The 24,347-nt window shown below is 63.4% G+C and carries 20 protein-coding genes; 8 read left to right on the top strand and 12 right to left on the bottom strand.

Annotated features, from left to right (window positions below):
• Positions 1-36 precede the first annotated feature (36 nt).
• A complete protein-coding gene (gene atpD, locus ACX82Z_RS21190; RefSeq protein WP_459591062.1) occupies positions 37-1,500 on the top strand; it encodes a F0F1 ATP synthase subunit beta in 1,464 nt (487 codons plus the stop codon).
• Positions 1,501-1,566: 66 nt separating this feature from the next.
• Entirely contained in the window at positions 1,567-1,965 is a 399-nt protein-coding gene (locus tag ACX82Z_RS21185) for a F0F1 ATP synthase subunit epsilon (RefSeq protein ID WP_459591061.1), read from the top strand.
• 69 nt (positions 1,966-2,034) lie between these two features.
• On the opposite strand, the gene ACX82Z_RS21180 is transcribed toward ACX82Z_RS21185, so the two are convergent.
• From ACX82Z_RS21180 to hemC, 7 genes are all read right to left on the bottom strand, one after another.
• Positions 2,035-3,126: a YihY/virulence factor BrkB family protein gene (locus ACX82Z_RS21180; protein WP_459591060.1), complete on the bottom strand. Its 1,092-nt coding sequence runs from the start codon at positions 3,124-3,126 to the stop codon at positions 2,035-2,037.
• 75 nt (positions 3,127-3,201) lie between these two features.
• On the bottom strand, positions 3,202-3,978 hold the full coding sequence (locus ACX82Z_RS21175) for a glutamine amidotransferase (RefSeq protein ID WP_459591059.1): 777 nt from the start codon (positions 3,976-3,978) through the stop codon (positions 3,202-3,204).
• 5 nt (positions 3,979-3,983) lie between these two features.
• On the bottom strand, positions 3,984-4,460 hold the full coding sequence (locus ACX82Z_RS21170) for a tellurite resistance TerB family protein (RefSeq protein WP_459591058.1): 477 nt from the start codon (positions 4,458-4,460) through the stop codon (positions 3,984-3,986).
• 106 nt (positions 4,461-4,566) lie between these two features.
• Entirely contained in the window at positions 4,567-6,378 is a 1,812-nt protein-coding gene (locus ACX82Z_RS21165; protein ID WP_459591057.1) for a heme biosynthesis HemY N-terminal domain-containing protein, read from the bottom strand.
• 15 nt (positions 6,379-6,393) lie between these two features.
• Positions 6,394-7,701 carry a COG4223 family protein gene (locus tag ACX82Z_RS21160; RefSeq protein ID WP_459591056.1) on the bottom strand — a complete coding sequence of 436 codons (1,308 nt, stop codon included), beginning with the start codon at positions 7,699-7,701 and terminating at the stop codon, positions 6,394-6,396.
• 50 nt (positions 7,702-7,751) lie between these two features.
• Positions 7,752-8,447 (bottom strand): uroporphyrinogen-III synthase, encoded by a 696-nt coding sequence (locus tag ACX82Z_RS21155; RefSeq protein WP_459591055.1) that lies wholly within the window; start codon positions 8,445-8,447, stop codon positions 7,752-7,754.
• Positions 8,448-9,377, bottom strand: a complete 930-nt coding sequence (gene hemC / locus ACX82Z_RS21150) for a hydroxymethylbilane synthase (RefSeq protein ID WP_459591054.1) — start codon at positions 9,375-9,377, stop codon at positions 8,448-8,450.
• A 91-nt stretch (positions 9,378-9,468) separates the two neighbouring features.
• Here hemC and tsaD point away from each other — a divergent pair, with 91 nt between their 5' ends.
• Entirely contained in the window at positions 9,469-10,554 is a 1,086-nt protein-coding gene (gene tsaD / locus ACX82Z_RS21145; protein WP_459911928.1) for a tRNA (adenosine(37)-N6)-threonylcarbamoyltransferase complex transferase subunit TsaD, read from the top strand.
• Positions 10,551-11,534, top strand: coding sequence for an NAD(P)H-dependent glycerol-3-phosphate dehydrogenase (locus ACX82Z_RS21140; RefSeq protein ID WP_459591053.1), 984 nt, complete (start codon positions 10,551-10,553; stop codon positions 11,532-11,534). The genes tsaD and ACX82Z_RS21140 overlap by 4 nt, the downstream gene beginning before the upstream one ends.
• A 2-nt stretch (positions 11,535-11,536) precedes the next feature.
• On the opposite strand, the gene ACX82Z_RS21135 is transcribed toward ACX82Z_RS21140, so the two are convergent.
• Positions 11,537-12,100 (bottom strand): peroxidase-related enzyme, encoded by a 564-nt coding sequence (locus tag ACX82Z_RS21135; RefSeq protein ID WP_459591052.1) that lies wholly within the window; start codon positions 12,098-12,100, stop codon positions 11,537-11,539.
• Between the two features lie 124 nt (positions 12,101-12,224).
• On the opposite strand from ACX82Z_RS21135, the gene ACX82Z_RS21130 reads away from it, so the two are divergent.
• Complete coding sequence (locus tag ACX82Z_RS21130) at positions 12,225-17,000, top strand: NAD-glutamate dehydrogenase (RefSeq protein ID WP_459591051.1); 4,776 nt, start codon at positions 12,225-12,227, stop codon at positions 16,998-17,000.
• A gap of 21 nt (positions 17,001-17,021) precedes the next feature.
• Positions 17,022-18,434 carry an MFS transporter gene (locus ACX82Z_RS21125; protein WP_459591050.1) on the top strand — a complete coding sequence of 471 codons (1,413 nt, stop codon included), beginning with the start codon at positions 17,022-17,024 and terminating at the stop codon, positions 18,432-18,434.
• Between the two features lie 226 nt (positions 18,435-18,660).
• Here ACX82Z_RS21125 and ACX82Z_RS21120 read toward each other — a convergent pair whose 3' ends face one another.
• From ACX82Z_RS21120 to ACX82Z_RS21105, 4 genes are all read right to left on the bottom strand, one after another.
• Positions 18,661-20,016, bottom strand: a complete 1,356-nt coding sequence (locus tag ACX82Z_RS21120; RefSeq protein WP_459591049.1) for a TadE/TadG family type IV pilus assembly protein — start codon at positions 20,014-20,016, stop codon at positions 18,661-18,663.
• A 215-nt stretch (positions 20,017-20,231) separates the two neighbouring features.
• On the bottom strand, positions 20,232-20,603 hold the full coding sequence (locus ACX82Z_RS21115) for a thermonuclease family protein (protein WP_459591048.1): 372 nt from the start codon (positions 20,601-20,603) through the stop codon (positions 20,232-20,234).
• A gap of 101 nt (positions 20,604-20,704) precedes the next feature.
• Positions 20,705-21,580, bottom strand: coding sequence for a transglutaminase-like domain-containing protein (locus ACX82Z_RS21110; RefSeq protein ID WP_459591047.1), 876 nt, complete (start codon positions 21,578-21,580; stop codon positions 20,705-20,707).
• A 100-nt stretch (positions 21,581-21,680) separates the two neighbouring features.
• Positions 21,681-21,938 carry a DUF1674 domain-containing protein gene (locus ACX82Z_RS21105; RefSeq protein ID WP_459911927.1) on the bottom strand — a complete coding sequence of 86 codons (258 nt, stop codon included), beginning with the start codon at positions 21,936-21,938 and terminating at the stop codon, positions 21,681-21,683.
• Positions 21,939-21,992: 54 nt separating this feature from the next.
• Between ACX82Z_RS21105 and htpX the strand changes: the two genes are divergently transcribed.
• Positions 21,993-22,919, top strand: a complete 927-nt coding sequence (gene htpX, locus ACX82Z_RS21100) for a zinc metalloprotease HtpX (RefSeq protein ID WP_459591046.1) — start codon at positions 21,993-21,995, stop codon at positions 22,917-22,919.
• Positions 22,877-24,292, top strand: coding sequence for an RsmB/NOP family class I SAM-dependent RNA methyltransferase (locus ACX82Z_RS21095; protein ID WP_459591045.1), 1,416 nt, complete (start codon positions 22,877-22,879; stop codon positions 24,290-24,292). The genes htpX and ACX82Z_RS21095 overlap by 43 nt, the downstream gene beginning before the upstream one ends.
• Positions 24,293-24,347 lie beyond the last annotated feature (55 nt).

Raw genomic sequence — 24,347 nt, 5'->3', positions numbered from 1 at the left:
CACCTTGTGCGCCATGAAGAAAGAGGCTGAGAAACGATGGCTAAAGCAGCTACCAAAATCACGGCGGCCCCGCCTGCCGCATCTGGCGCGACCGGCACGGTCCGTCAGGTCATCGGCGCCGTCGTCGACGTTGCCTTCGAGGGACAGCTCCCTGCGATCTTGAACGCGCTCGAGACCGACAACAATGGTCAGCGGCTCGTCCTGGAGGTCGCGCAGCACCTCGGCGAGAACACCATCCGCACGATCGCCATGGACTCGACCGAAGGTCTCGTCCGCGGTCAGGCCGTGCGCGACACCGGCGCGCCGATCTCGGTGCCCGTCGGCCCCGAAATGCTCGGCCGCATCATCAACGTCGTCGGTGAAGCCATCGACGAGGCCGGCCCGCTCGGCGCCAAGGAAACCCGCGCGATCCACGCGCCGGCTCCCGAATATATCGAGCAGTCGACCGAATCCGAAATTCTCGTCACCGGCATCAAGGTCATCGACCTTCTGGCGCCCTACGCCAAGGGCGGCAAGATCGGCCTGTTCGGCGGCGCCGGCGTCGGCAAGACCGTTCTCATTCAGGAATTGATCAACAACGTCGCCAAGGCGCACGGCGGTTACTCGGTGTTCGCCGGCGTCGGCGAGCGCACCCGCGAGGGCAACGATCTTTATCATGAGTTCATCGAGTCGGGCGTCAACAAGGCCGGCGGCGGCGAAGGCTCCAAAGCCGCGCTTGTCTACGGCCAGATGAACGAGCCGCCCGGTGCGCGTGCCCGCGTCGGCCTGACGGGTCTGACCGTCGCCGAATATTTCCGCGATCAGGGCCAGGACGTTCTGTTCTTCGTCGACAACATCTTCCGCTTCACGCAGGCGGGTTCGGAAGTGTCGGCGCTTCTCGGCCGTATTCCTTCGGCCGTGGGCTATCAGCCGACGCTCGCGACCGACATGGGCGCCCTGCAGGAGCGCATCACGACGACGACCAAGGGTTCGATCACCTCGGTTCAGGCCATCTACGTTCCGGCCGACGACTTGACCGATCCGGCTCCGGCGACCTCGTTCGCGCACCTTGATGCGACGACGACGTTGAACCGCTCGATCGCCGAAAAGGGTATCTACCCGGCCGTCGATCCGCTGGACTCCACCTCGCGCATGCTCGATCCGCAGATCGTCGGCGAGGAGCATTATGCGGTCGCCCGCGACGTGCAGCAGACGCTCCAGCGCTACAAGTCGCTTCAGGACATCATCGCGATCCTGGGCATGGACGAGCTTTCCGAAGAGGACAAGCTGACCGTCGCCCGCGCCCGCAAGATCGAGCGTTTCCTGTCACAGCCCTTCTTCGTCGCCGAAGTCTTCACCGGCGCGCCGGGCAAGCTCGTCGACCTCGCCGACACCATCAAGAGCTTCAAGGGCCTTGTTGCCGGTGAATACGACCACCTTCCGGAAGCCGCCTTCTACATGGTCGGCTCCATCGACGAAGCCGTCGAAAAGGGCAAGAAGCTCGCTGCCGAAGCGGCCTGATCCAGACTGTTCGAAGGACGCGCCGATGCGCGTCCTTCCCTTTCCTTCCTACCCGCGTGAGTGACCATGGCTGAACGCTTCAAATTCGAACTCGTCTCGCCGGAACGCCTCCTCGTTTCCGAGGAAGTCGAAGCTGTCGTTATCCCCGGCTCCGAGGGCGAATTCACCGTCATGGCCAACCATGCTCCGTTCATGACGACGGTGAAGCCGGGTGTCGTGCGAGTGCAGTTCAGTGGTGGGCGCGAAGATCGCTACGTCGTTTTCGGCGGCTTTGCCGACGTCCTTCCTGAAGGCTGCACCTTGCTGGCCGAATCGTCCGTCGCGGTTGCCGAACTGGACAAGAACGACATCCAGCAGCGCATCCAGGACGCGCGCGAGGACCTTGACGACGCCAAGGACGACGACAGCCGCTCGAAGGCCGAGCAGCTGATCGCGCAGCTTTCCACGCTGCACGACGCCGTCTGATTTCAGGCGCATATCCAGACACGATCATGGCGGGCATTGCCCGCCATTTTCATTTTTGCGCTTTCCTGACTACTTCACCCGGTGCAGCACCGGAATCGCCATCATCACGACGGCGGCCGCGGCTAGGAAGCCGATCCCGGCCTTTTGAGGTTTCTCGCCCGTCTGCCCATCCTTCATGTGTTCGTCGGGAATATGGGTTTCAGCCTGCCGGCCGAGCGTGTCGGCCATCGTCGCGCCGCGCAATCCGAGCGGACGCTTTTTGCCGATCGTTGTGTCGATTGCGGTCTGGTGCTCGATCTCGGCATTGATCTCGGCTCCGACGATAACGATCATCGCGGAAATCCACGTCCACATCATGAAGCCGATGACGGCGCCGAGCGAACCGTAAGTCGCGTTGTAGTCGGCGAAGTTCTGGAGATACCACGAAAAACCGACCGAGGTTATGACCCACACGATCGACGAGAAGCATGCACCCCATGACAGCCAGCGCCACTTGGCGAACTCGCGGCTCGGCCCGAACCGGTAGAGAAGCGAAATGCCGGTGACGATGATCAGCAACATGATCGGCCAGCGCATCGCCGCGATGAGCATCGGTCCGAACTCGTCGAGTCGCAAAAGCGCAAGAGCGGCCGGCACGACACCCACAGTGAAGATGAAAGAGATGGCCAGGAACATCGCGCCGAGCGTGAAGCAGAACGAGATCAGGTTGAGCTTGATGAAGGAGCGCTTCTCTGTCTCCTGATTGGCGACGTTCATCGCCTCGAACATCGACTTGATGCCGTTATTCGCACTCCACAGCGCGATGAGAAGGCCAGTGATGAACCCGAAGCTCAGCGCTTCGGTTCTCTGCTCGGCCAGCGCTTCGAGCTGCGTGTAGATGATATCGAGCGATGCGGACGGCAACAGCCCACCGAGGAACGAGATATGGTCGGCGACCGTGACCGGATCGGCGACGAACCCGTAGATCGACACGAAAGCCGCAAGCGCGGGGAAGAGAGCCAGCAAGAGATAGAACGTGACGCCCGCCGCGATCAGCATCACCCGGTGTTCGTTGATGTTCGCCCACACACGCCAGAAAATGTCCGTCCACCCGGCCTTCGGGATGGCCGAGGGCCACTCCGCGTCACGTCCGCGTGGTGTCTTCGTCGCCTGTCCGGTCATGTGGTATCGCCCCGTATTCGTTCATGAGCGAAACCTTGAATGGAGCGATAGGTTGCATGACGGGAGGCGATGATTTCAGGAAAGCGCGGACGTGCGCGAGGGATGCCGGGCAGAGGCATCGGCACGTGACTCGCGTTCAAAGATGAGCTTCAGAAAACCATCGAGCCAGGCCTTCAATTTAAGGTCCCACATCATCCGACCATGCAGATGATCCCTGCCCGGCTGCGCACCGGGCAGCACGAAACGATGCGCGCCCTTCACCACCCATTTGTGCATCATGACGCGGGTCAGTTCGGCATGGAACTGGATGCCCCACGCGTTCTCTCCATAGCGGAACGCCTGATTGGGATAGTCGCGCGCCGTGGCCAGAAGTTGCGCGCCGGACGGCAGCGAAAAGCCTTCGCGATGGAACTGGTAGACCATGTCCGGCCAGTCGATCGGTAGGGAACGCGCCTCGTCGGTCGCCTCGATCGGATACCAGCCGATTTCGACCAAACCGTCCTCGCGACCGCCTACCTTGCCACCGAGATGGTTGACCAGCATCTGCGCACCAAGGCAGATGCCCAGAAACGGCTTTTTCTCCCGAAGCGGCACCGCGATCCAGTCTGTTTCGCGCTTGACGTATTCTTCCGGGTCGTTGGCGCTCATAGGACCACCGAAAACGACGGCACCGTCATGCTCTGCAAGCGTATCCGGCAAAGGGTCGCCAAGCGGCGGCCGCCGGATATCGAGGTGAAAACCGTTGGCGACGAGCAACTGGCCGACACGGCCGGGGCTCGAATGCTCCTGATGAAGAACGACGAGGATCTGTCTTTTGCCGCGCGCGGCTATCTGGATCGGCCGGTCAAGCATCGCCCTTACGTTTCCCCTTCGGTTTCCCCGCTTCTCAGCCGTTCGGCAACGCGGCGGCGAAGCGCCACGCGGTCCTGCGGCTCGATGCCGATCAATTCGGAGACGCGCCACACGATGTTGTCTTCCAACTCGTGGCGCTCGCCGTCGGCATAGACCATCTCCCACAACAGGGAGACGAGTTCCTGTTTTGCCGGATGATCGAGATGCCGGTTGACGACGCTGGTGAAGGTATAAAGATCGACGGCATCGCGCTCGGCCGTTTCGCCCTCGACCAGAATGTTGTCGAGTTCGCTGCCGGAAAGCTGATAGGCCTCGGCGATCGTCCGGCGCAGCGTGTTCGCCTCCTCGGCACCGCGGACGCCGTCCGCATCGATGATGTGGTACATCAGTGCCGCGACCGCCACGCGCGGATCGTCGGAGCGATCCGCATTGCTCCGGTGGGCAGGCACGTCACGGAAAAGCGATAGAAGTCGGTCGAGCATGGGTGAGCGGCGTTCCCTGAATGCGAGCTTGAAGAATCACGCGCCTGTGCATTCATTTAACGCAACGCGCGTGCAATGGCCAATATTAAGGCAATGAAGAAAACCGTCAGAACAGCTTGAACCGGCTTTCGGCCTGCGGCTTGTCGTTTTCGTCGACACCCGGATCGTCGGGAATCGGTGCCTTGACCGGTTCGCGCTCGATCTCGTCTACTGGTTCGCCATCCGGCATGACCGGCTTTTGTTCCGCCGGTTTCGGCTGCGCCTCGGTTATGGCCGGTGGCGCTTTCGCCTCGCTCAAGGGCTTCACGTCGTTCGCAGGCTGGGGCCGTGCAGGTTCCGCCTTCGGCGCAGGCTTTGGTTCGGGCACCGGCTTTTCCATCGGCTTCACCTGCGCTTTTTCAGGCTCCTGCGGAACGATGGCAGGCGTATCCTTCGGCTCGGCTTTTGGTTTTTCAGCCGTTGCATCGACCTGCTTTGCAGGCGCGGGCTCCGGCGTGTCCTCCACGTCGATGATGTCGTCCTGCGCGTCGAGAAGGCGCGTTTCGGGTTTTCCGGGCTTCGCTTCACTTGGAGCCGGCAAGATAGGCTTAATAGCGAGCGCTTCGTCCCCGGCCTCGATGACCTGGCCGAGCCGCTCGACCGGCGCGCGCCATTCGAAGGCGTCGAGATGGCCGGTGACAGGCGACAGCGGTGCCCATCGGTCCGAGACATACCCGTCGGCGACCCAGGCCGGATCGCGCGGCGCGCGAAGCGCCTTGCCGAGCCACTGGCGCACACGGCCCTGATCGCCCGTCTCGGCCTCCTCGATGTCGGCGAGAACGAGATAGGCTCCCTCGCGCGGCTCCTGACGGATCGCCGCTTCGGCCTGCTCGCGGGCAAGCTTGTAATCGCCGGCGGCGAGCGCCGCGCGGGCCACGACCAGCGCCGATTCGGGATTGTTCTGCTTCAGCGCCTGAAGCTTCTTCGCGCGGGTCAGACGGTCGAGCGTGGAATCGCCCAGCCGCGCATTGACGTAGGCGTCGGCGATTTCAGGGTGCGCTTGCCGCTTCCATGCGGCTTCAAGCACCTTTGCGCCCTTGCGCAGATCGTCGAGGCGAAACAGCGCCTTCGCAGCTGTCACGGCAGCCGGCACGAGATCGGGCGCAAGCCGGCTGGCTTCAAGCGCAGCGTTCTTGGCCTGTACGGGTTCGGCATCGAGAAGGTCCATCGCCCGCGCGGTCAGCAGAACGGCCTTGCGGCGCTCGGCGGTCTCGCGGTCGATCTGCTGGGTGGATTTCTGGGTGTCGACAAGACGCAGCGCGCCGTCCCAGTCGCCCGCCTCCGTGCGCTCTTCGAGCGCCGCGCCAGACGCCCAAGCAAGCTGTGGCGCGGTCTCGACCGCCCGTTCGGCATAATGGCGCGCGACCTGACGGTCGCCGACGCGCTCGGCTTCAAGGTAAAGGCCGCGCAGGCCCAGAAGCTTCATCTCCGGCTTCTCCAGCATCGCCTCGAACTTGGCGCGCGCGGCCGGGTGGTCACCTTCCAGAAGCGATGCCTGCGCGTCGAGAAGCGCGACCAGCGGCTCGCGATCCGACGACAGGAGCTTCATCGCCTCCTTCTTCTTCTTGCGCGCCAAGGTCGGATCGCCCGCGCCGGCTGCGATCATGCCGGCCGACAGCGCCTCGTAGCCACGTTCGCGGCGGCGCTTCCTGAAATGGCTGGAAACGGCGTGCGGGCTCGTCCAGATCGACTTGGCGAGCCACCACGCGATCATGACGGCCGCAACGAGCGCCGTGACCAGAAGCGCGGCGACGAAAAGGCTCACCTGATACTGATAGCCGCCGAAGGTGACGATCATGTCGCCCGGCCGGTCGGCGAGCCACGCGAACGCGATGCCGAGCGCAAAGACGGGAACGAGGAAGAACAGGATGCGGATCATGGTGTCGTCGTTTCCTCAGCTATCCTGAAGCGCGGTGGCAAGCGCGTCGTCGATCAGTTGGTCGGCCGCGTGCCGCGCGCGCACCTTTTCGATGAAATCGGCGCCCGCCGACTGCACGTCCTGCGGCAAGCTCTCATATTCGGATATCGCGCGCACATAGTCGTCCTGCTGCACGGAGGTCTCTATCCGTGCGACGATCGCCGAAACGTCCTCGCCTTCAGCCATGCCCACCGGGCGCACCTGGATCAGCGAGCGGGCGCTGGCTGAAAGCCTGTCGAGAAGTCCTGCATCGGCGGCAGCGCCAGAACCTGCGGCGATCATCGCACGCGCGACAGTCTCCACCTCGCCATTGATTTCGGCCCGCGTTGGAACACCGGCATCCGCATAGGGCCGCAGATCGTCGAGTTCGCTTCCTTCACCGCCGAGCGCCGCATAAGCGTCGAGTTCGCCCGCGAAAGGCTGGCCGCGATCGATCGCGGATTTAAGGGCCGACGCCGCGATGATGCGCTGGCCGGGGCTGGTTTCCTCGGCCGCTGCAAGGCGCGTTTCCAGATCGGTCACGCTCTGCTCGATCGCGTCGAGACGCGAAGCGTTCTGCGTCGATGTTTCGCCCGTGCTCGTCAGTTGCTGCTCCACCTCGGCGAGCGCAGCGCTTGCGTCGGGCGCGTTGCCGACATCGGCGATGGCGGTCTCGAGTGCGGCAAGACGCTCGTTCGTTGCAGCGCTGTCGCCGGTTGCGGAGCGAAGCTGGTTGATGTCGGCGCGCAGTGTATCGACCTCGCTCTGCAACGCGATGACGCGCCCGTCGTCCTGCTGCTCGCTCGTCGGCCAGAAACCAGCCATCTGAAGCCCCGCACCAAGCGCCAGCACGATCAGGCCGCCGATCACGCCGCCCATGAGCGCGGAACTGCCGCGCTTGTCCTGTCGCGCAGGCGGTGGCGTGGAAGCGCTCGCGGGCTTCGTGGCAAAGGCGGACGGCGTGGCGGTCGAAGCTTTCGGCTTATCGTCGGGCTTGGCGGTAGTCGGCTTCAAAGGCTCAGGCTTGACTTCCGGTTTAGCCTTGGCAGCCTCGGCCGGTTTAGTATCGGGCGTCACCTTGGCGGATGAGGCGGGCGGGACAACTGGCGCTGGCTTGACCTCGACTGGCTTGGCATCCTTCGCATCGTCTGCCGGCGTCATGCTCTCCTTCGAGGTGATGTCGCTGACGCCTTCCTCGGGCGCAGGCGTCGTGCCTTCGATGCGCTTCACATCTTTCGGATCGATGTCGATCGTGCTCCCCGACTGCTTCGGCCCCGACTGTCGCGATCTAGGCGTCTTCGACATGCCCGCACTCCCGTTCTCAGTTTCCGGGGCATGTTCGCCCCTCAATTCCGTCAGTCCAGCCGTTCGAGCGCGTCCAGCATGCCCGCCTCGTCAGGCGAATCTGCAAAGGCTAGTTCGCACCTCGTATCTGCAAGGCCAGAACCGGCTTCCCTAGAAATGCACACGAAAACCGTGGAGGCAAACGACGCTGGCACCTGCGTTGCAATCTGTCTCAGGATTTCGCCCCCGCGCTGCGAATACACCAACGCGGACCAGAACGGCTCTGCGCCGAGTTTGGTTCCGATTTCGCCCGGCTCGAACGCGAACGGAACGGCATCGTAGACTTCGATCTCGACCACCTTATGACCGACCGCTTCGAGGCTTTCTTTTAGCGCTGTGTGGCGCACACGGCCCGCCAGATGCAGGATGTGCGACGACGGTTTGAGATGCGCGATCATCTTATCGGCAAGCGCTGCTGCGTCGCTCGCGCTGGACCTCGCGGACCGCTTCGCAGCCGCCGCCGTTTTTTCGCCGACAACGTAGAGCGGCTTGTCGGCCAGTTGCCCTAAAAGCGCAGGCGGCGCATGGCGAAACGCGTTGGCGCTGGTCGCGACCACCGCGTCGATCCGTTCCGGCAATGGCGCTGGCTCGACCGGTACGATCCTCGTCAACGGCAAAACGACCGGCTCGAAGCCGCATGCGGCAAGGCGTTTCGCCGTCGCACCCGCGCCCGGCTCGGGCCGTGTTACGAGCACGCGCCGGGCCATTCAGATCCAGCTTTCGAAGAATTGCGCCCCGGCTCGCGCGCGAATGTCCTCGCCCGCCGAAGCTCCGATCGCGGCAGCGTCCGCCGCCCTGCCCTCGCGGCGGACTTCATGAACCTGCCGCCCGTCCGGAGACAGGATCATGCCGAAAAATGAAAGCGCGTCGCCGTCGATCTGTGCATAGCCGGCCAGCGGCGTGCGGCACGATCCGTCGAGCGTGCCGAGAAACGCGCGCTCGCAAAGGAGCGCCTGCGTCGTCTTCTCGTGCGAGATCGGCGTGAGAAGATCGAGCACACGGCGATCCCCGATCCGGCTCTCGATGCAGATCGCACCCTGCCCCGGTGCGGGCGGAAAGCTTTCGACCGGCAGAAGCTCGGTGATGACGTGATCGAGGCCGAGCCGCTTCAGCCCGGCATTGGCGAGAAGCGTGCCGTCGACGACGCCTTCGGAAAGCTTTCGCAGCCGCGTCTGCACGTTGCCGCGATAGAGCACGACATCGATATCCGGGCGAATTCGGCGGATCAGCGCCTGCCGGCGCAGCGACGAGGACCCGATGACCGCATTTTGCGGCAGGTCTTCCAGCTTGGGCGCTTTCCTGCCGATATAAGCGTCGCGCACGTCCTCACGTTCGAGGAAGCAGGAAAGCTCCAGCCCGTCGGGAAGCAGAGTCGGCATGTCCTTGGAGGAATGGACGGCGATGTCGATCCCGCCTGCGATCAACGCCTCCTCGATCTCTTTCGTGAACAGCCCCTTGCCGCCGGCCTCCGACAGCGGCCGATCTTGAATGCGGTCACCGCTCGTCGAGATGACAACGATCTCGAACGCGTCGGCCGGCAGGGCATGCGCCGCCATCAGGCGCGCACGCGTTTCCTCGGCTTGCGCCAACGCCAGCGCGCTTCCGCGCGTTCCGATCCGGATAAGGTCTGTTTGCATAAAGTAGCGTCCGTGATAGGTCGCCCCTACCTAGCGACGAAGGCCGACAACGGCAACCGAACGACGGTTCTTGAAAAGGTGTAGCGACGATATGCGCGTGCTTGGCATCGAGACGAGCTGCGACGAGACGGCGGCGGCCGTGGTGGCGCGCGCCGATGATGGCGCGCCCGCGATCCTGTCCGATATCGTGCTCAGCCAGATCGAGGATCATGCGGCGTTCGGCGGCGTGGTGCCGGAAATCGCCGCGCGTGCCCATGTCGAAGCGCTCGACGGTGTCATAGAAGCCGCACTTGGCGAAGCCGGCGTGAAGCTTGGCGATCTCGATGCCGTCGCAGTCACCGCCGGCCCGGGCCTGATCGGCGGGCTCATCGTCGGGCTGATGACCGCCAAAGCGATGTCGGCGGCCTCCGGCGTGCCGCTCGTGGCGGTCAATCACCTCGAAGGCCATGCTCTGACCGCACGCCTCGTCGAAAATGTCGCGTTCCCTTATCTCCTGTTGCTCGTCTCCGGCGGTCATACGCAGATCGTCGAAGTGCGCGGCGTGGGCGATTATCGCCGCCTCGGCTCGACCATCGACGACGCGCTCGGCGAGGCGTTCGACAAGACGGCGAAGCTTCTCGGCCTTCCCTATCCGGGCGGGCCGAGCGTCGAGGAATGGGTGTCGCGCGGCGACCGCAAGCGCTTTTCCTTTCCGCGCCCGCTGCGCGGAGAAGCCCGGCCCGATTTTTCGTTTTCCGGCCTGAAAACGGCAGTGCGTCAAGCCGCCAACGCCATCGCGCCGCTTTCCGATCAGGACGTCGCCGACATCTGCGCGTCGTTTCAGGCTGCCATCGTCGATACGCTTCAGGAGCGGCTCGGCAAGGCACTTGCCGCCTTCGCAGCTTCCTATCCCGATCAGGCGGACCGCGTGCTGGTTGTCGCCGGCGGCGTCGCGGCTAACAAGGCGATCCGCGCCGCGCTCGAAACATCCTGCGCGGCGGCGGGTTTCAGGCTGATCGCGCCGCCCATGGCGCTGTGTACCGACAACGCCGCGATGATCGCCTGGGCCGGTGCGGAAAGGTTGGCGGCCGGTCTTGATGTGGGAGACGCGATGGACCTTGCCCCGCGCTCGCGCTGGCCGCTGGATGAAGCCGCCGCGCCCGTCATCGGGTCCGGCAAGCGGGGAGCCAAGGCATGAGCGGCCGGATCGCGGTTCTGGGCGGCGGCGCATGGGGCACGGCGCTCGCCGTCACCATGCTGCGCGCCGGTCACGAGGTCAGGCTTTGGGCACGCGATAGCGAAACGGTCGACGCGATCAACGAGCGCCGCGAGAACCCGCGCTATCTGCCGGGCGTTAAGCTGGATGCGGGTTTGATCGCCACAACGGATCTTGGCGCATCGCTCGCCGGCGCTGACATCGTGCTTTCCGTGATCCCCACGCAGGCAACGCGTGCAGTACTGGGCGAAGCGGCGGCCTTCATATCCGCCGCTTCGCCGCTCGTCCTCGCCGCCAAGGGCATCGAACGGACGACCGGACGGCTCGTCTCGGAAATCGCCCGCGAAATCCTGCCCGACACGACGATTGCGGCGCTGTCCGGCCCAAGCTTCGCGGCTGATGTGGTGCGCGGACTGCCGACTGCCGTCACGGTCGCGTCGGAAGACGAGAGCCAGGCATTCGCGCTTGCCGAACGCCTCTCCGCGCCCGCTTTCCGGTGCTATTCCACGGACGACCTCGTCGGTGTCGAAATCGGCGGCGCGTTGAAAAACGTGCTCGCCATCGCGGCCGGCGCAGTGTCGGGCGCAGGCCTCGGCGCGTCGGCGCAGGCGGCCACGATCACGCGCGGCTTCGTCGAATTGCGCCGTATCGGCGCAGCGTTCTGCGCGCGGTCCGAAACACTGATGGGCCTATCCGGCCTCGGCGATCTGATGCTGACCTGCGCGTCGACGCAGTCGCGCAACTTCGCCTATGGCGTGGCGCTGGGCGAAGGGCGCGACCGAACCGGCATGAAGCTCGCCGAAGGCGCGGCGACCGCCGGCATCGCGCTGTCCATCGCGCGCGACAAGGGCGTCGACGTGCCGATCATCGAGGCGACGGCCGAACTGATCGCGGGGCACATCACCATGAAGGACGCCGCCACACGTCTTTTATCGCGCCCGCTGAAAAGCGAGACGGATTAGAGCTACCTTGCCATCGCGTGATATTCGTCGTTCGGACGCATATCGATCGCCGCGGCGACGCGGTTGGACATGTTGTAGAACCCGACGGTTGAGGCGATGTCGAAAATGTCGCGATCCGAGAATCCTGCATCGCGCAGCCCCTGCCGGTCGGCTTCCTCGATTTTGTCAGGCGTCTCCGTCAGCTTCACCGCGAAATCGAGCATCGCCTTCTGCTTTGCGCTCAGGTCTGCCGCACGATAATTCATCGCCATTATCTCTCCGAGCTTTGGATCGCCTGACAATTGCCGTACCGCCGCGCCATGCGCGGTCAGGCAGTAATAGCAATGGTTCACCGCCGAGACCGCGACCGCGATCATCTCGCGTTCGAGCTTTGACAGCCCCGAATCGCCCAGCATCAGATCGTTGTACATGTCGGTGAAGGCGCGCAGTTTCTTCTCGTCGAAGGCATAGGCGCGAAGAACGTTGGGCACGAGCCCCAGCTTTTCCTCGCATTTGGCGAAATAGGCTTTCGTGCCGTCCGAAAGTTCGGGTTGCTCGATTTTCAGTGCGGTGACGCGCTCGCTCATCCTGTCATCTCCCTTTCAAACGTATCTGCAACCGATACGACGTGAATTTCCTCCGTTAAACCGGTGCCACTTTCCGGCCGGATGATCTAGTGTCGGCGACAAAACAGGACGGGAGACGCTTTTCATGGCTGCGCGCAAGACTGCATCGACGACGAATGTGGATCCGGATGCCGGTGCCGAAAAGCTCGCCGGCTTCTTCAAGTCGCGCGCACCCGTCGAGGATCGCGAAGCCTATACGCCGCAAGCCTTCGCCAAAGCGGCCGAACTTGCCTACCGGGCGTTAACGAAGCACAAGCGCGGCGACAGCCTCGTCGTGTTCGACAATGGCGGCGAGATCGAACGGCAGGGCCGTACACTCACCGCGATCACCATCATCAACGACAACATGCCGTTCCTGTTCGATTCTGTCATGGGCGAGATCGCCGAACAGGCCGGCGAAGCCATGCTCGTCCTTCACCCCGTGGTTCTCGTGCGCCACGAGAAGAAGGGCGTTTCCGAACTCGTCAGCGAAGCCGGCGGCGCGCATGGCGATGCGGACACCGACCGTGTTTCGATCATCCATGTCCATGTCGCCAGACTGACGGACGAGGAATGCGCGGCGCTGAAAACCCGTATCCAGCATGTACTCGGACAGGTCCGCCTTGCCGTATCCAACTGGAAACCGATGCTGGCACGCCTCGATCAGGCGATCAGCGAATACCGCTATAACCCGATCCCAATCGAAAAGAGCCAGATGGCCGAGGCCGTCGCCTTCCTCGAATGGCTGCGTGACGACAATTTCACGTTCCTGGGCATGCGCGAGCTGCGCTATTCGGGCGGCGAGACCGACGGCACGCTGGAGCGCTCGCCCAAAGGCGGACTCGGCATCCTTGCCGATCCCGACGTGCGCGTGTTGCGCCGTGGCGGAGAGCCGGTGACGACGACGCCTGAAATCCGCGAGTTCCTGCACGGCCCCGACGCGCTGCTCGTCACCAAGGCGAACGCGAAATCGGTCGTCCACCGCCGCATCTATCTCGACTATGTCGGCGTCAAGACCTTCGACCAGAAGGGGCGGCTGCTCGGCGAATTGCGCATCGTGGGCCTTTTCACCTCCACCGCCTATACGCGGTCGGTCCTGAAAATCCCCTATCTGCGCTCCAAGGTGGGCGCGGTTCTGGAAAAATCCGGTTTCGATCCGTCCGATCATTCCGGCAAGGCGCTCATCAACGTCCTCGAATCCTATCCGCGCGACGAGCTTTTCCAGATTTCCGTGCCGGTTCTTCGCAAACATGCCGAAGCGATCCTCGCGCTTGGCGAACGGCCGCGCGTGCGCGTTCTTCACCGCGTCGACCAGTTCGACCGCTTCGTCTCCGTCATCGTCTATGTGCCGCGCGACCGCTACGATTCGGCGGTGCGCGAACGCATCGGCCGTTACCTGGCGAAAACCTTCGACGGTCGCCTCTCGGCCTATTACCCAGCCTTCCCGGAAGGCTCGCTGGCACGCGTCCATTTCATCATCGGCCGATCCGGAGGCAAGACGCCGAGGTGCGACACGAACGAGATGGAAGCCGCGCTGCGTGACATCGTGCGCACCTTCGACGACGCGCTGCGCGAAGAGGTGAGCGAGAACCAGGCCGATCCGAAATTCGCCGCCCTTGCCGCCGGCTTCGGCGAAGCCTACCGGAATTTCTTTTCTGCACGCGATGCGATGCGCGATGCCGCCGTCGTCGCCGACCTTGACAACGACGCCAAGATCGCGATCGATTTTTACCGACAACCCGGCGAAAAAAAAACGCAGGCCAGCCTGAAAATCTATCATCAGGGCGAACCCGTCGCCTTGTCCAAACGCGTTCCCCTTCTTGAGAACATGGGGTTCAGGGTCATCTCGGAACGCACTTTCGAACTTGCACGCGGCAGCGATGCGCCGGTCTTCCTGCACGACATGGAACTGGTGAGCGCTTTTGGCGGCGAAATCGACATGAAGGATGGCGGCGAACTTTTGAAGACCGTGTTCCTGTCGGTATGGAACGGCGAAAGCGACAATGACGCCTATGCCTCGCTGGTCCAGACGGCGGGCCTGACGGCGCAGAACATCGGCCTGTTGCGTGCCTATGGCCGCTATCTCCAGCAGGCCGGGATTCCGCAGAATCAGGATTTCATCGCATCCGTCCTCAATCGGTATCCCGACATCGCCCGGCATCTGATCTCGCTGTTTACGGCGCGCTTCGATCCGGCCGGCACTGGCGATGACGGCTCGGTCGACAAGGCCGTCGAAGCCATCGAAAAGGCGCTGGAGGACGTGCCGCAGATCGACGACGACGCCGTCATCCGCCGCTATCTGAACCTCATCCAGTCCACCTTGCGCACCAACTTCTACGCCGCCGAACGGGACGGCGTCTCACTTGCCTTCAAGCTCGATTCACGCGCGCTTCGCGGCTTGCCGGACCCGAGGCCTTGGCGCGAAATCTTCGTCTATGGTCCTCAGGTCGAGGGCGTGCATCTGCGTTTCGGCGCGGTCGCGCGCGGCGGCCTTCGCTGGTCCGACCGTGCGCAGGACTACCGCACCGAGGTGCTCGGCCTCGTCAAGGCGCAGCAGGTCAAGAACGCGGTTATCGTGCCGGTCGGCGCAAAGGGCGGCTTTTATCCCAAGCAATTGCCAGTCGGCGGCAACCGGGGCGAAATCTTCGAAGCGGGCAAGGCCGCCTATATCAACTTCATCACTTCACTCTTGTCGGTCACCGACAATCTGGAAGACGGCAAGGTCGTCACACCCGACAACGTCCTGCGCCATGATGGGGACGATCCTTATTTCGTCGTCGCGGCCGACAAGGGCACCGCGACCTTCTCCGATACGGCCAACGCCATCAGTCAGGCGCACGGCTTCTGGCTCGACGACGCTTTCGCGTCTGGAGGCTCTGCGGGCTACGATCACAAGAAGATGGGCATCACGGCGCGCGGCGCGTGGGAAGCGGTCAAGCGCCATTTCCGCGAGATGGACCGCGACATCCAGACCGAGCCGTTCACCGTCGTCGGCGTTGGCGACATGTCGGGCGACGTCTTCGGCAACGGCATGCTCCTGTCGCATGCGACACGCCTGATCGCCGCATTCGACCATCGCGACATCTTCATCGATCCGAACCCGGACGCCGAAACCTCGTTCGAGGAACGCAAGCGCCTTTTCGACAAGGGACAATCGAGCTGGCAGGACTATGACAAAAGCAAGCTGTCCGAAGGCGGCATGATCGTCTCGCGCAATCAGAAATCGATCGAGCTCAGCCAGGCGGCGGCCGATGCCATCGGCCTTGGCGCGACGCGCGCCACACCGGTTGAGATCATGCGCGCGATTCTGATGGCGAAGGTCGATCTTCTCTGGTTCGGCGGTATCGGCACCTATGCGCGCGGCTCGACCGAATCGAACGCAGATGTCGGCGACAAGACCAACGATTCGCTGCGCGTCACCGCTGCGGAAATCGGCGCGAAAGTCATCGGCGAAGGCGCGAATCTCGGCGTCACGCAGCGTGCCCGCATCGAATACGGAATGCTGGGCGGGCGCTGCAATTCTGATGCGATCGACAATTCGGCCGGCGTCAATTCCTCAGACGTCGAGGTCAACATCAAGATCGCGCTCGCATCGGCCATGCGCGTCGGCAGCCTCACCCGCCCCAACCGCGACAAGCTTCTGGCCGACATGACCGACGAGGTGGCGCATCTGGTTCTCGCCAACAATTACCGCCAGTCGCTCGCCATATCGCTCGCCGCCCGTCGCGGCGTGGCCGATCTGGGCTATCAGGAGCGCTTCATGGAGGCGCTGGAAGCGCGGCAGCTTCTCGACCGCGCGGTCGAGGTGCTGCCCTCGACCCAGATGATGGCGGAACGGGAAAGCCGTGGTCAGCCGCTGACCCGCGCCGAAATCGGCGTGCTGCTCGCCTATGCCAAGCTCGTGCTGTTCGACGATCTTGTCGCGTCCGGCCTGCCTGACGATGCGCATCTGGAAGCCGACCTGATCGCCTATTTCCCGGCCAAGATGGCCAAGAAATTTCCTGGCGATATCAAGACGCACCGGCTGCGCCGTGAGATCATCGCGACCCAGCTTGCCAATGAGGCGATCAATCGCGGCGGGCCGTCCTTCGTGACCCGCCTGCAGGATCTGACTGGCCGGTCCGCCGCCGATATCGTCGCGGCCTTCACTGTAGTTCGCGACGGTTTCGACCTGCCGGCGCTCTATTCGGATATCGACGCGCTCGACACGAAAATCGAGGGCACGACTCAGCTTGAGCTCTACCAGCAGGTCGGCCGGCTCGTGCATTCGGCGAGCGCCTGGTTCCTCAAGAACGACCTGACCGGCGAGACCGTCGGGGCGGAGATCGAACGGCTGCGCAACGCGCGAAAGGCGCTTGAGCCGAAGCTTGGCCGAATGCTGCCGCCCTTCACTGCCGAACGGCAGGAGGAACGCATTGCCGCCATGCTGAAAGCCGGCGTCTCGCAAAAGCTCGCCGAGCGGGTCGCCCATCTTCATGTCTTCGAGATGATCCCCGACATCGCGCTCGTCGCCGAAACCGCATCGGCCGGGCTGGAAACCGCCGCGCGCGCCTTCTTCGCCGTAACCGACGCGTTCCGGATCGGCCGCATCGCCGATGCGGCGCGCTCGATCTCGACCGCCGATTATTATGACGGCCTCGCCGTCGCCCGTGCGACCGACCAGATCAACGCGGCACGTCGCGGCATCGCGGCTTCTGCGCTCGGGGCCTTTCCGAAGGACGCCGCGCCCGTCGACGCATGGATCGAGGCCGGCGGCGCACGCATATCGCGCACGCGCGAGCGTCTGCAAAGCCTGACGGAAGGCGGAGACATCACCGTATCGCGCCTGACCGTCGCGGCCGGGTTGATGGCGGATCTGACAGACGTGGCCGTGACAAACTAGGCAGAGAAGATAGGGGGAGCGATGGCGAGCACGCAGACGGGGAAGCATGCGTCGTGGCATGACGGTGAACAACGCGCCTCGCGGCGCGGCATCTGGGGATGGATGCTGTTCGACTGGGCGCAGCAGCCGTTCCATACGCTCATCGTCACCTTCGTCTTCGCGCCCTATTTCGCCGCCGCCGTCGCACCGGATGCCGCGCGCGGTCAGGAAATGTGGGGCTACGCGACCGGTATCGGTGGGCTGCTCATCGCCTTTTCGTCTCCCGTTCTTGGCGCGATCGCCGATGCGAGCGGACCGCGCAAACCGTGGATCGCCGTCTTTTCGGTAATCGGCATCTTCGCCTGCTGGATGCTCTGGTTCGCCACCCCGGGCATGAGCGACCCGACATGGATACTCGTGATCGTCGCGCTCGCGGTTTTCGGCATGGAATATGCTGCCGTCTTCAACAACGCCATGATGCCGACGCTGGTCCCGCGCGCCGAACTCGGTCGCCTGTCCGGCTCGGCATGGGGGCTGGGCTATGTCGGCGGGCTGATCACCCTGATCCTCGTTCTCGGCTTCATGTCGGCCTCTCCGGAGACGGGCCGCACGCTGCTCGGCTTCGAGCCGATCCTTGGCCTAGACCCGGCGGCGCGTGAAGGCGACCGCGCGGCGGGCCCGCTAACGGCTCTGTGGTATCTCGTCTTTCTGCTCCCGATGATGCTCTTCACGCCCGACATCGCGCGTAAGCCGGCCATAAAAGGTGCCATCCGTGAAGGTCTGACGAAGCTCCGCCAGACGCTGAAGCGCCTGCCGTCCGAGCGCAGCTATTTCTCCTTCCTGATCTCATCCATGTTCTATCGCGACGGGCTGAATGCGCTCTATGCCTTCGGCGGCATCTATGCGGCCGGCGTACTCGGCCTCTCGATCATCCAGATCGGTATTTTCGGAATCTTGTCCAACATCACCGGAGCGGTCGGTGCCTGGGTCGGCGGCCTGATGGATCAGCGCCATGGACCGAAACGCGTCGTCGCATGGTCGGTGGTCGTCCTTGCGCTTTGCTGTGCGCTGATCATTTCGACGACGCAAACGCAGGTGCTGTTCATGCCGGTCGCCGAAGGCAGTGGCCTGCCAGTCATCGCCTTTTACGTCGCAGGCTGTCTCATCGGCGCGGCGGGCGGCTCGATCCAGGCTGCCTCGCGCACCCTGCTGGTCGATCAGGTCGACAAGGAGCGCGTGACCGAAGCCTTTGGTCTTTACGCACTATCAGGCAAGGCGACTGCCTTCATCGGTCCGCTCGCCATCGCCGTCGTCACTGGCATCGTGGCATCCGAAGGGTTCGGCCTGTCACCGGTCGATGCGCAGCGCGTCGGCGTGACGCCGATCATCTTCCTGTTCATTATCGGTCTTGCCCTGTTGCCCTTCGTGAAGAGCCGGCATGGCGAGACGCGTTGACGAACCGTCTTCGAGCGCCCACATTGGGTGTGTGTTCAACGAACTGAAAGGAGGTGATCCGATGTCGAGTGATTCCATGTTCCGTAGCGTGGTCCCGGCGGATCGTCCTTTCGGGAAGCAGTCTTCCTGATAAGGCGCGTGACGCGACGACGGCAGTGATCGCTGCCGCACGGGTCGCGCCACGGACGGAAACACGAAAGGGCCGCCTTTAAGGGCGGCCCTTTTTCTATCTGCTGACATAGAGACTTTCGATGGTCCCGGCGATTTCCAGAAACGCCGTTTTAAGTTCGTCGCCAGTGGCCACATCGTAAAAATAGCGCCGCGTCTGGCTTCCCGCCGACGCGCAGTCGCGCATCGTGTTTCGCGCGTTGGAGTCACGCAGATCGAACCCGATGGTGAAAATCTCGATCCCCTGCGCCTTCATTTCACGGCAAAGACGCACTGCCGCGTCGCGCGTCTGACGCTTGCCGTTTCCGTTATAGACCTGGTCGTGATGCGACGCGTCGAAATAGGACAGGTTGAATTCGCCATCCGTCATCAAGATCGCGTATTTTCTCACATTGTCCGTCACGCGCGCCGGACGCGAGACGGCAGGCAACACCCCCGCCCACCGTTCCGACAGCATGTACCACGTCCACTGAATGCCGATATGCCCGCCGGTGCCCCCGACGGCCTTGAAGCTGTCGATCGCTTTGTTCAAAGTGCTGCGGTCACTGGTGAGCGGCACAAGCGCTGTCGTCGGACACGTGCGGCTTTTTACATTCCTGTCGTAATAACGAATGAAGTCGTCGATCAAGTAATCGCGGTTGATCATCGAATATTCGGGACCGGCATCGCTGTACCGATAGCGCGCGTCCTTGCGTTCGGTGGCGCAATTGTCCGGTCGCATCGCGACAGTCCTCGCCGCAGTGTTGGCAGGCGCTGCCTTGCGGTCCGCCATGCTGCGCTCGACGAACACGCTGCTTTCGGCAAGCAACCCGGCATTGACGGAATTGGCATATGGCACGATCGAAACGCGAACCCGCTCCTGCCCAGCACGCTGGCCGCCCAGTAGCGTTTCGACGGCGATGTTGGCGGCGGCCTTGAGTTCCCTGAGCTTCCAGCCATCCATCGACCCCGTCACATCGAGCATCATCGCGACCTCGACCTTCTGGTCCGAATAGACCGCCGCCGTGCGCGCGCCGACTTGCCGGACCGGTTCCGCGCCAAACAGCGGAAACGCAAGCGGGACATTCACCGTCGCTGTCGCATCGACCGTCTTGGCGCGGCGATCTACGATCACGTCGTCAAGCGTGACGCCTTGGCGCGCGAACGAACCGGCGCCGTTTGCGGTCAGGAACGCCTCGACGGACACCCGCGCGTCTTCCTCGCGGATCACGCCCGTCGTCAAATCGCGCGCCGTGGAGGTCACAGCCGCATCGAGCGCGTTCTGGAGTGATGACTTGGCGTTGAAAAGCTGCGCCGTGTTGACCCCAAACCCTGCGCCCGTCGCAAGCACCGACAGGGCGACGCCCATCAGAATCGCGAAATTCCCGCGCTTGTCCGCCGCAAAGCGTTCTGCCGATTTCCAAACCTGTGCCATCTCGCCTCTCCTTCCGGCCCGCCGCGGCCGCTCGGCAGACCAGGAGCATGTCCGACGCCAAAACCGGCGCGACGTACGAGATGCGCATCTATCCTATTGGAAAGAATGGATTTTACAGGTAATTAAGGTTACCGCTTCCTAGCCTGGAAGATGAAAATTCCGATCAGTCTTGGCAACGCTCCACGGACGTCTCAAATCGGAACGTCCTCACTGTCTCAATTCGGATCGCCGCACCATGCGGTGCGTTTGCCGCCCTCATAGGGACGCGCAAGGTCGGCCGCGAGCAGAAGCGGTGCTACGGCGTCACCTTCATCCGTTTCCAGATCGGCCACCACCCGGCCGTAGAACTTGTCGCGCGCGATGTTGCGGACATTGACCGCGCCGGACCCAAGCAGCGCCGACAGATGCGCGCGGGCGCGTTCAGCCATCCTACGCTCTTCGTCGCACCGCGAACGCAGTTCCGGCGCATCGATGCCGCGCAGTCTCACCGAAACGCGTACGGTGTGTCCGGGCCAAACATGCGCGTCCGCCTCGACAGTGTCGCCATCGATAACCCGCACAACTGTCGCTCGCACGGGTCCGGGCATGTCCGCCGCTGCGACAGTGCCCATCATAACCAGCAAGAAAAAAATAGGAATAAATGCCATTACGGCATTTATTCCTATTTTGCGATGTTTGGCAAGAGCCGTCAGGCCGAGAGGCTAAGAGTCCCTTCGGCGGGGCGGGGCGCCCGGCGCAGATCGGCGGCCATCGGCTCGTCCTTTTGCTCGTAGCTCCAGACCTCGAATTTCGTCAGTCTGTGCGGGCCGAACGTATGGAGGATCGGCACGTCGGTCGCATCGCGCCCGCGTGCGACGACGACACGACCTGTGCGCGGTACGTTGTGGCGCGCGTCGAATGTGTGCCACCCGCCTTCCAGATAGACTTCAAACCAGGCCGAAAAATCCATCGGGGCTGAATCGGCAGTCACGTTGATGTCGCCGAGATAGCCGGTAGCGTAGCGGGCCGGGATGTTGAGCGCGCGGCAAAGCGTGATCGCCAGATGCGCGAAATCGCGGCAGACGCCGACCCGTTCCTCGAAGGCCTGGCTGGCCGACCGGCTCGAACGCGCATAGCCATATCCGAACGAAACGCGATCATGGACGAAATCGCAGATCGCCTGAACGCGCGACCAGCCCGGTTTCATATCGCCGAAGAGCCGCCAGGCCGTCGCGCTCAAATGGTCGGTTTCGCAGTAGCGGCTGCCAAGGAGATATATCAGCGTTTCGGGTGGCAGGTCGTCGACCGGCACTTCGTCTGCACCGTCCAGAACCGGATCTGGCATACCGCCATCTTCCACGACTGCGTCGTAGCGGACGATCAGCTCGCCTTGCGGCGCGACCACACGGCGGCAGCGATTGCCGAACTGGTCCATATAGGTGCGCATCGGCAGCATCGGCCGCGACGTCACGCCGCTTTGCCAGCGTATGTCAGCGCGGCGATCCGGGTGAAGGTCGAGCGACAGGACCATGGGCGTGGGCTGCGGGCAGTCCAGCTCGATTTCGTAACCAAGGCGAATCAGCATGGCACAACCCTTTCAAGACAGCGTTCGACCGTCTAACTCGCGATGCGATGCTACGTTCCTTTACATTGGGTCACATTTCGACAGCGCAGATGACGCAACGTCAAAAGTCGCTGGCGCGGCCTTTCACTTCCCAGTCGCCGTAGCGGGCGGGATCGCGCCCGCCGCGCCCGCCTTTTTCGGTTGGGCGTTCGGCTTCGACGTCGTCATAGAGACGGCGGCGCGCCTCGGCTTCTTCAAGCGCGCGGCGCGCTGCGTCGCTCAAGGTGCGTGGCGGTTCGGCGGGGATTGGATCGTCGTGATGGTCGGACATCGTCTCGATGGTATGAATATTGAAAGAACGGGGCGATATGCCCATCATATAGGGCGTGCAGCCCGTGCTGCGAAGCTTCGAGTTGAAGAGGATCACCATTCGATGAACATCATGCGCACCGCCATGCTTCTGGCTTTCATGACGGCGCTATTCATGGGCGTAGGCTATCTCCTGGGCGGGGCCGGCGGCATGATGATCGCATTCGTCGTCGCGGCGGGCATGAACCTCTTCAGCTACTGGAATTCGGACAAGATGGTGCTGCGCATGCACAACGCCGTCGAAGTCGACGAGCGTTCGGCACCCGAATATTACGGCATGGTGCGCGATCTGGCGCAGCGGGCCGGCCTTCCGATGCCGAAGGTCTATCTGATCCGCGAGGACCAGCCGAACGCATTTGCCACCGGTCGCAACCCGCAGAACGCTGCCGTCGCCGCCACAACGGGCCTGCTCGACCGTTTGACCTATGAAGAGGTCGCCGGTGTCATGGCGCACGAACTTGCCCATGTGCAGAACCGCGACACGCTGATCATGACGCTCACGGCGACCATCGCCGGTGCCATCTCCATGCTCGCGAATTTCGCCCTCTTCTTTCGCGGCAACAACAACAATCCGCTCGGCATCATCGGCGTTCTCATCGCCATGATCGTCGCGCCGTTTGCCGCTATGCTGGTGCAGATGGCGATCAGCCGCACGCGCGAATATTCGGCCGACCGGCGTGGCGCGGAAATCTGCGGCAATCCCGAATGGCTCGCCTCCGCGCTTGGCAAGATTTCGTCCGCCGCCCCGCGTATTCGCAACGACGAGGCCGAGCGCAATCCGGCAACCGCGCATATGTTCATCATCAATCCGCTCTCCGGCGAGAAGATGGACAATCTGTTCTCCACCCACCCCGCCACGCAAAACCGCATCGCAGCGCTGATGAAGATGCAGGGCGAATTCGCGCCGCAGGCGGCTGCGCGCCGCCCGAGTTCGGGCAATGACGGTCCATGGTCGAACAATCCGACCGGCCCGAAAGGCCCGTGGTCGTGAGCGCGCCGAACAGGCAGCCGCGAACGAAACCGGACTTGAACAAAACCGAAGACGACGCGCCAGGCCTCGCCGCCCGGCGCACGGCCGTCCGGCTTCTGTCCGCCGTCATCGATGCGAAAACGCCGCTCGACGGCCTGACGGACGGCGAACACGGTCATCCGCAATATCGTGCGCTCGATCCGCGCGACCGGGGGCTGGTGCGCGCCATCCTGACCACCGCATTGCGCCACCGTCGGACCATCGAGGCACTGATTGCTGCGCGGCTCGACCGGCCGCTTCCCGCCAATGCAACCGCGCTGTCCCACATCCTTCATGTTGGCGCGGCGCAGATGCTGTTCCTCGATATTCCCGACAGCGCGGCGGTGGACCTCGCTGTCAGCCACGCCAAGGCCGATCCGAGAACGCGCCGTTTCGCCAATCTGGTGAACGCCATCCTGCGCGAGATCGGACGACGCAAGGAGCGTGCGCTGCCCGCCGCCCTTGCGAAGACGGTGGAAGCGCCCGACTGGTTCGCCAAAAGCCTTGTTGCGGCCTATGGCGACGAGCATGCCCGCCGCATCCTCGACATGCACCGTTTCGAAGCGGCGATCGACCTGACCGTCAAATCCGATGCGCAAGGCTGGGCGGAGAGGCTCGGCGGCGTCGTCCTGCCGACCGGCTCGGTGCGCCTGCCTTCCGTCGATGGCCCGGTTTCGACCCTTCCCGGCTTCGAAGACGGCGAATGGTGGGTACAGGACGCCGCGGCCGCGCTTCCCGCGCGCCTGATGGGCGACATCGCGGGCAAACGCGTTGGCGATCTGTGCGCCGCACCGGGTGGCAAGACGGCGCAGCTTGCGGCAGCGGACGCACGCGTGACCGCGATCGAGAAAGTGCCCAATCGCGCAAAGCGCCTCGCCACAAATCTGGACCGGCTGAAGCTGTCCGTTGACATCGTCGTTGAAGATTTGTTCGAACATCGCCCGTCCGAACTTTACGACGCGGTGCTTCTCGATGCGCCATGCTCCTCGACCGGAACGGTGCGCCGTCACCCCGACGTCCCGTGGACCAAGTCGCCGGACGACATCGACCGCCTCGCAGCCCTCCAGAGGCGCATGCTCGATCATGCCTCAACGCTGGTGAAGCCGGGCGGCATGATCCTGTTTTGCAACTGTTCGCTCGATCCGTCCGAAGGCGAGGAAATGGTTGAACGCGCCGTCGCGGAAAACGGGCGCCTGCAGCGCGACCCGATCCAGCCGGGCGAATTTCCCTTCGCCGACGCGTTTCTTGACGGGTTCGGCGCTGTCCGCACCACGCCGGCCGGTCTGCCGGATGATCAACCCGTATTGGCCGGGCTTGACGGATTTTACGCCACGCGCCTCAAGGTCACGGCATGACCGTTTCAATTTGAAACGCATTTGATCTTCGCACAAGCGTTTGAATCAGCTATGA

Source organism: Aliihoeflea sp. PC F10.4 (assembly GCF_054612275.1).
Note: the sequence above shows the minus strand (reverse complement) of the source record. Positions and strands in the feature narration are given on the sequence as shown.

What these genes read in the sequence shown, in the direction of transcription:
- atpD (WP_459591062.1), top strand. Translation starts at nt 37, where the DNA reads ATGGCTAAAGCAGCTACCAAAATCACGGCGGCCCCGCCTGCCGCATCT.
- ACX82Z_RS21185 (WP_459591061.1), top strand. Translation starts at nt 1,567, where the DNA reads ATGGCTGAACGCTTCAAATTCGAACTCGTCTCGCCGGAACGCCTCCTC.
- ACX82Z_RS21180 (WP_459591060.1), bottom strand. Translation starts at nt 3,126, where the DNA reads ATGACCGGACAGGCGACGAAGACACCACGCGGACGTGACGCGGAGTGG.
- ACX82Z_RS21175 (WP_459591059.1), bottom strand. Translation starts at nt 3,978, where the DNA reads ATGCTTGACCGGCCGATCCAGATAGCCGCGCGCGGCAAAAGACAGATC.
- ACX82Z_RS21170 (WP_459591058.1), bottom strand. Translation starts at nt 4,460, where the DNA reads ATGCTCGACCGACTTCTATCGCTTTTCCGTGACGTGCCTGCCCACCGG.
- ACX82Z_RS21165 (WP_459591057.1), bottom strand. Translation starts at nt 6,378, where the DNA reads ATGATCCGCATCCTGTTCTTCCTCGTTCCCGTCTTTGCGCTCGGCATC.
- ACX82Z_RS21160 (WP_459591056.1), bottom strand. Translation starts at nt 7,701, where the DNA reads ATGTCGAAGACGCCTAGATCGCGACAGTCGGGGCCGAAGCAGTCGGGG.
- ACX82Z_RS21155 (WP_459591055.1), bottom strand. Translation starts at nt 8,447, where the DNA reads ATGGCCCGGCGCGTGCTCGTAACACGGCCCGAGCCGGGCGCGGGTGCG.
- hemC (WP_459591054.1), bottom strand. Translation starts at nt 9,377, where the DNA reads ATGCAAACAGACCTTATCCGGATCGGAACGCGCGGAAGCGCGCTGGCG.
- tsaD (WP_459911928.1), top strand. Translation starts at nt 9,469, where the DNA reads ATGCGCGTGCTTGGCATCGAGACGAGCTGCGACGAGACGGCGGCGGCC.
- ACX82Z_RS21140 (WP_459591053.1), top strand. Translation starts at nt 10,551, where the DNA reads ATGAGCGGCCGGATCGCGGTTCTGGGCGGCGGCGCATGGGGCACGGCG.
- ACX82Z_RS21135 (WP_459591052.1), bottom strand. Translation starts at nt 12,100, where the DNA reads ATGAGCGAGCGCGTCACCGCACTGAAAATCGAGCAACCCGAACTTTCG.
- ACX82Z_RS21130 (WP_459591051.1), top strand. Translation starts at nt 12,225, where the DNA reads ATGGCTGCGCGCAAGACTGCATCGACGACGAATGTGGATCCGGATGCC.
- ACX82Z_RS21125 (WP_459591050.1), top strand. Translation starts at nt 17,022, where the DNA reads ATGGCGAGCACGCAGACGGGGAAGCATGCGTCGTGGCATGACGGTGAA.
- ACX82Z_RS21120 (WP_459591049.1), bottom strand. Translation starts at nt 20,016, where the DNA reads ATGGCACAGGTTTGGAAATCGGCAGAACGCTTTGCGGCGGACAAGCGC.
- ACX82Z_RS21115 (WP_459591048.1), bottom strand. Translation starts at nt 20,603, where the DNA reads ATGCCCGGACCCGTGCGAGCGACAGTTGTGCGGGTTATCGATGGCGAC.
- ACX82Z_RS21110 (WP_459591047.1), bottom strand. Translation starts at nt 21,580, where the DNA reads ATGCTGATTCGCCTTGGTTACGAAATCGAGCTGGACTGCCCGCAGCCC.
- ACX82Z_RS21105 (WP_459911927.1), bottom strand. Translation starts at nt 21,938, where the DNA reads ATGATGGGCATATCGCCCCGTTCTTTCAATATTCATACCATCGAGACG.
- htpX (WP_459591046.1), top strand. Translation starts at nt 21,993, where the DNA reads ATGAACATCATGCGCACCGCCATGCTTCTGGCTTTCATGACGGCGCTA.
- ACX82Z_RS21095 (WP_459591045.1), top strand. Translation starts at nt 22,877, where the DNA reads ATGGTCGAACAATCCGACCGGCCCGAAAGGCCCGTGGTCGTGAGCGCG.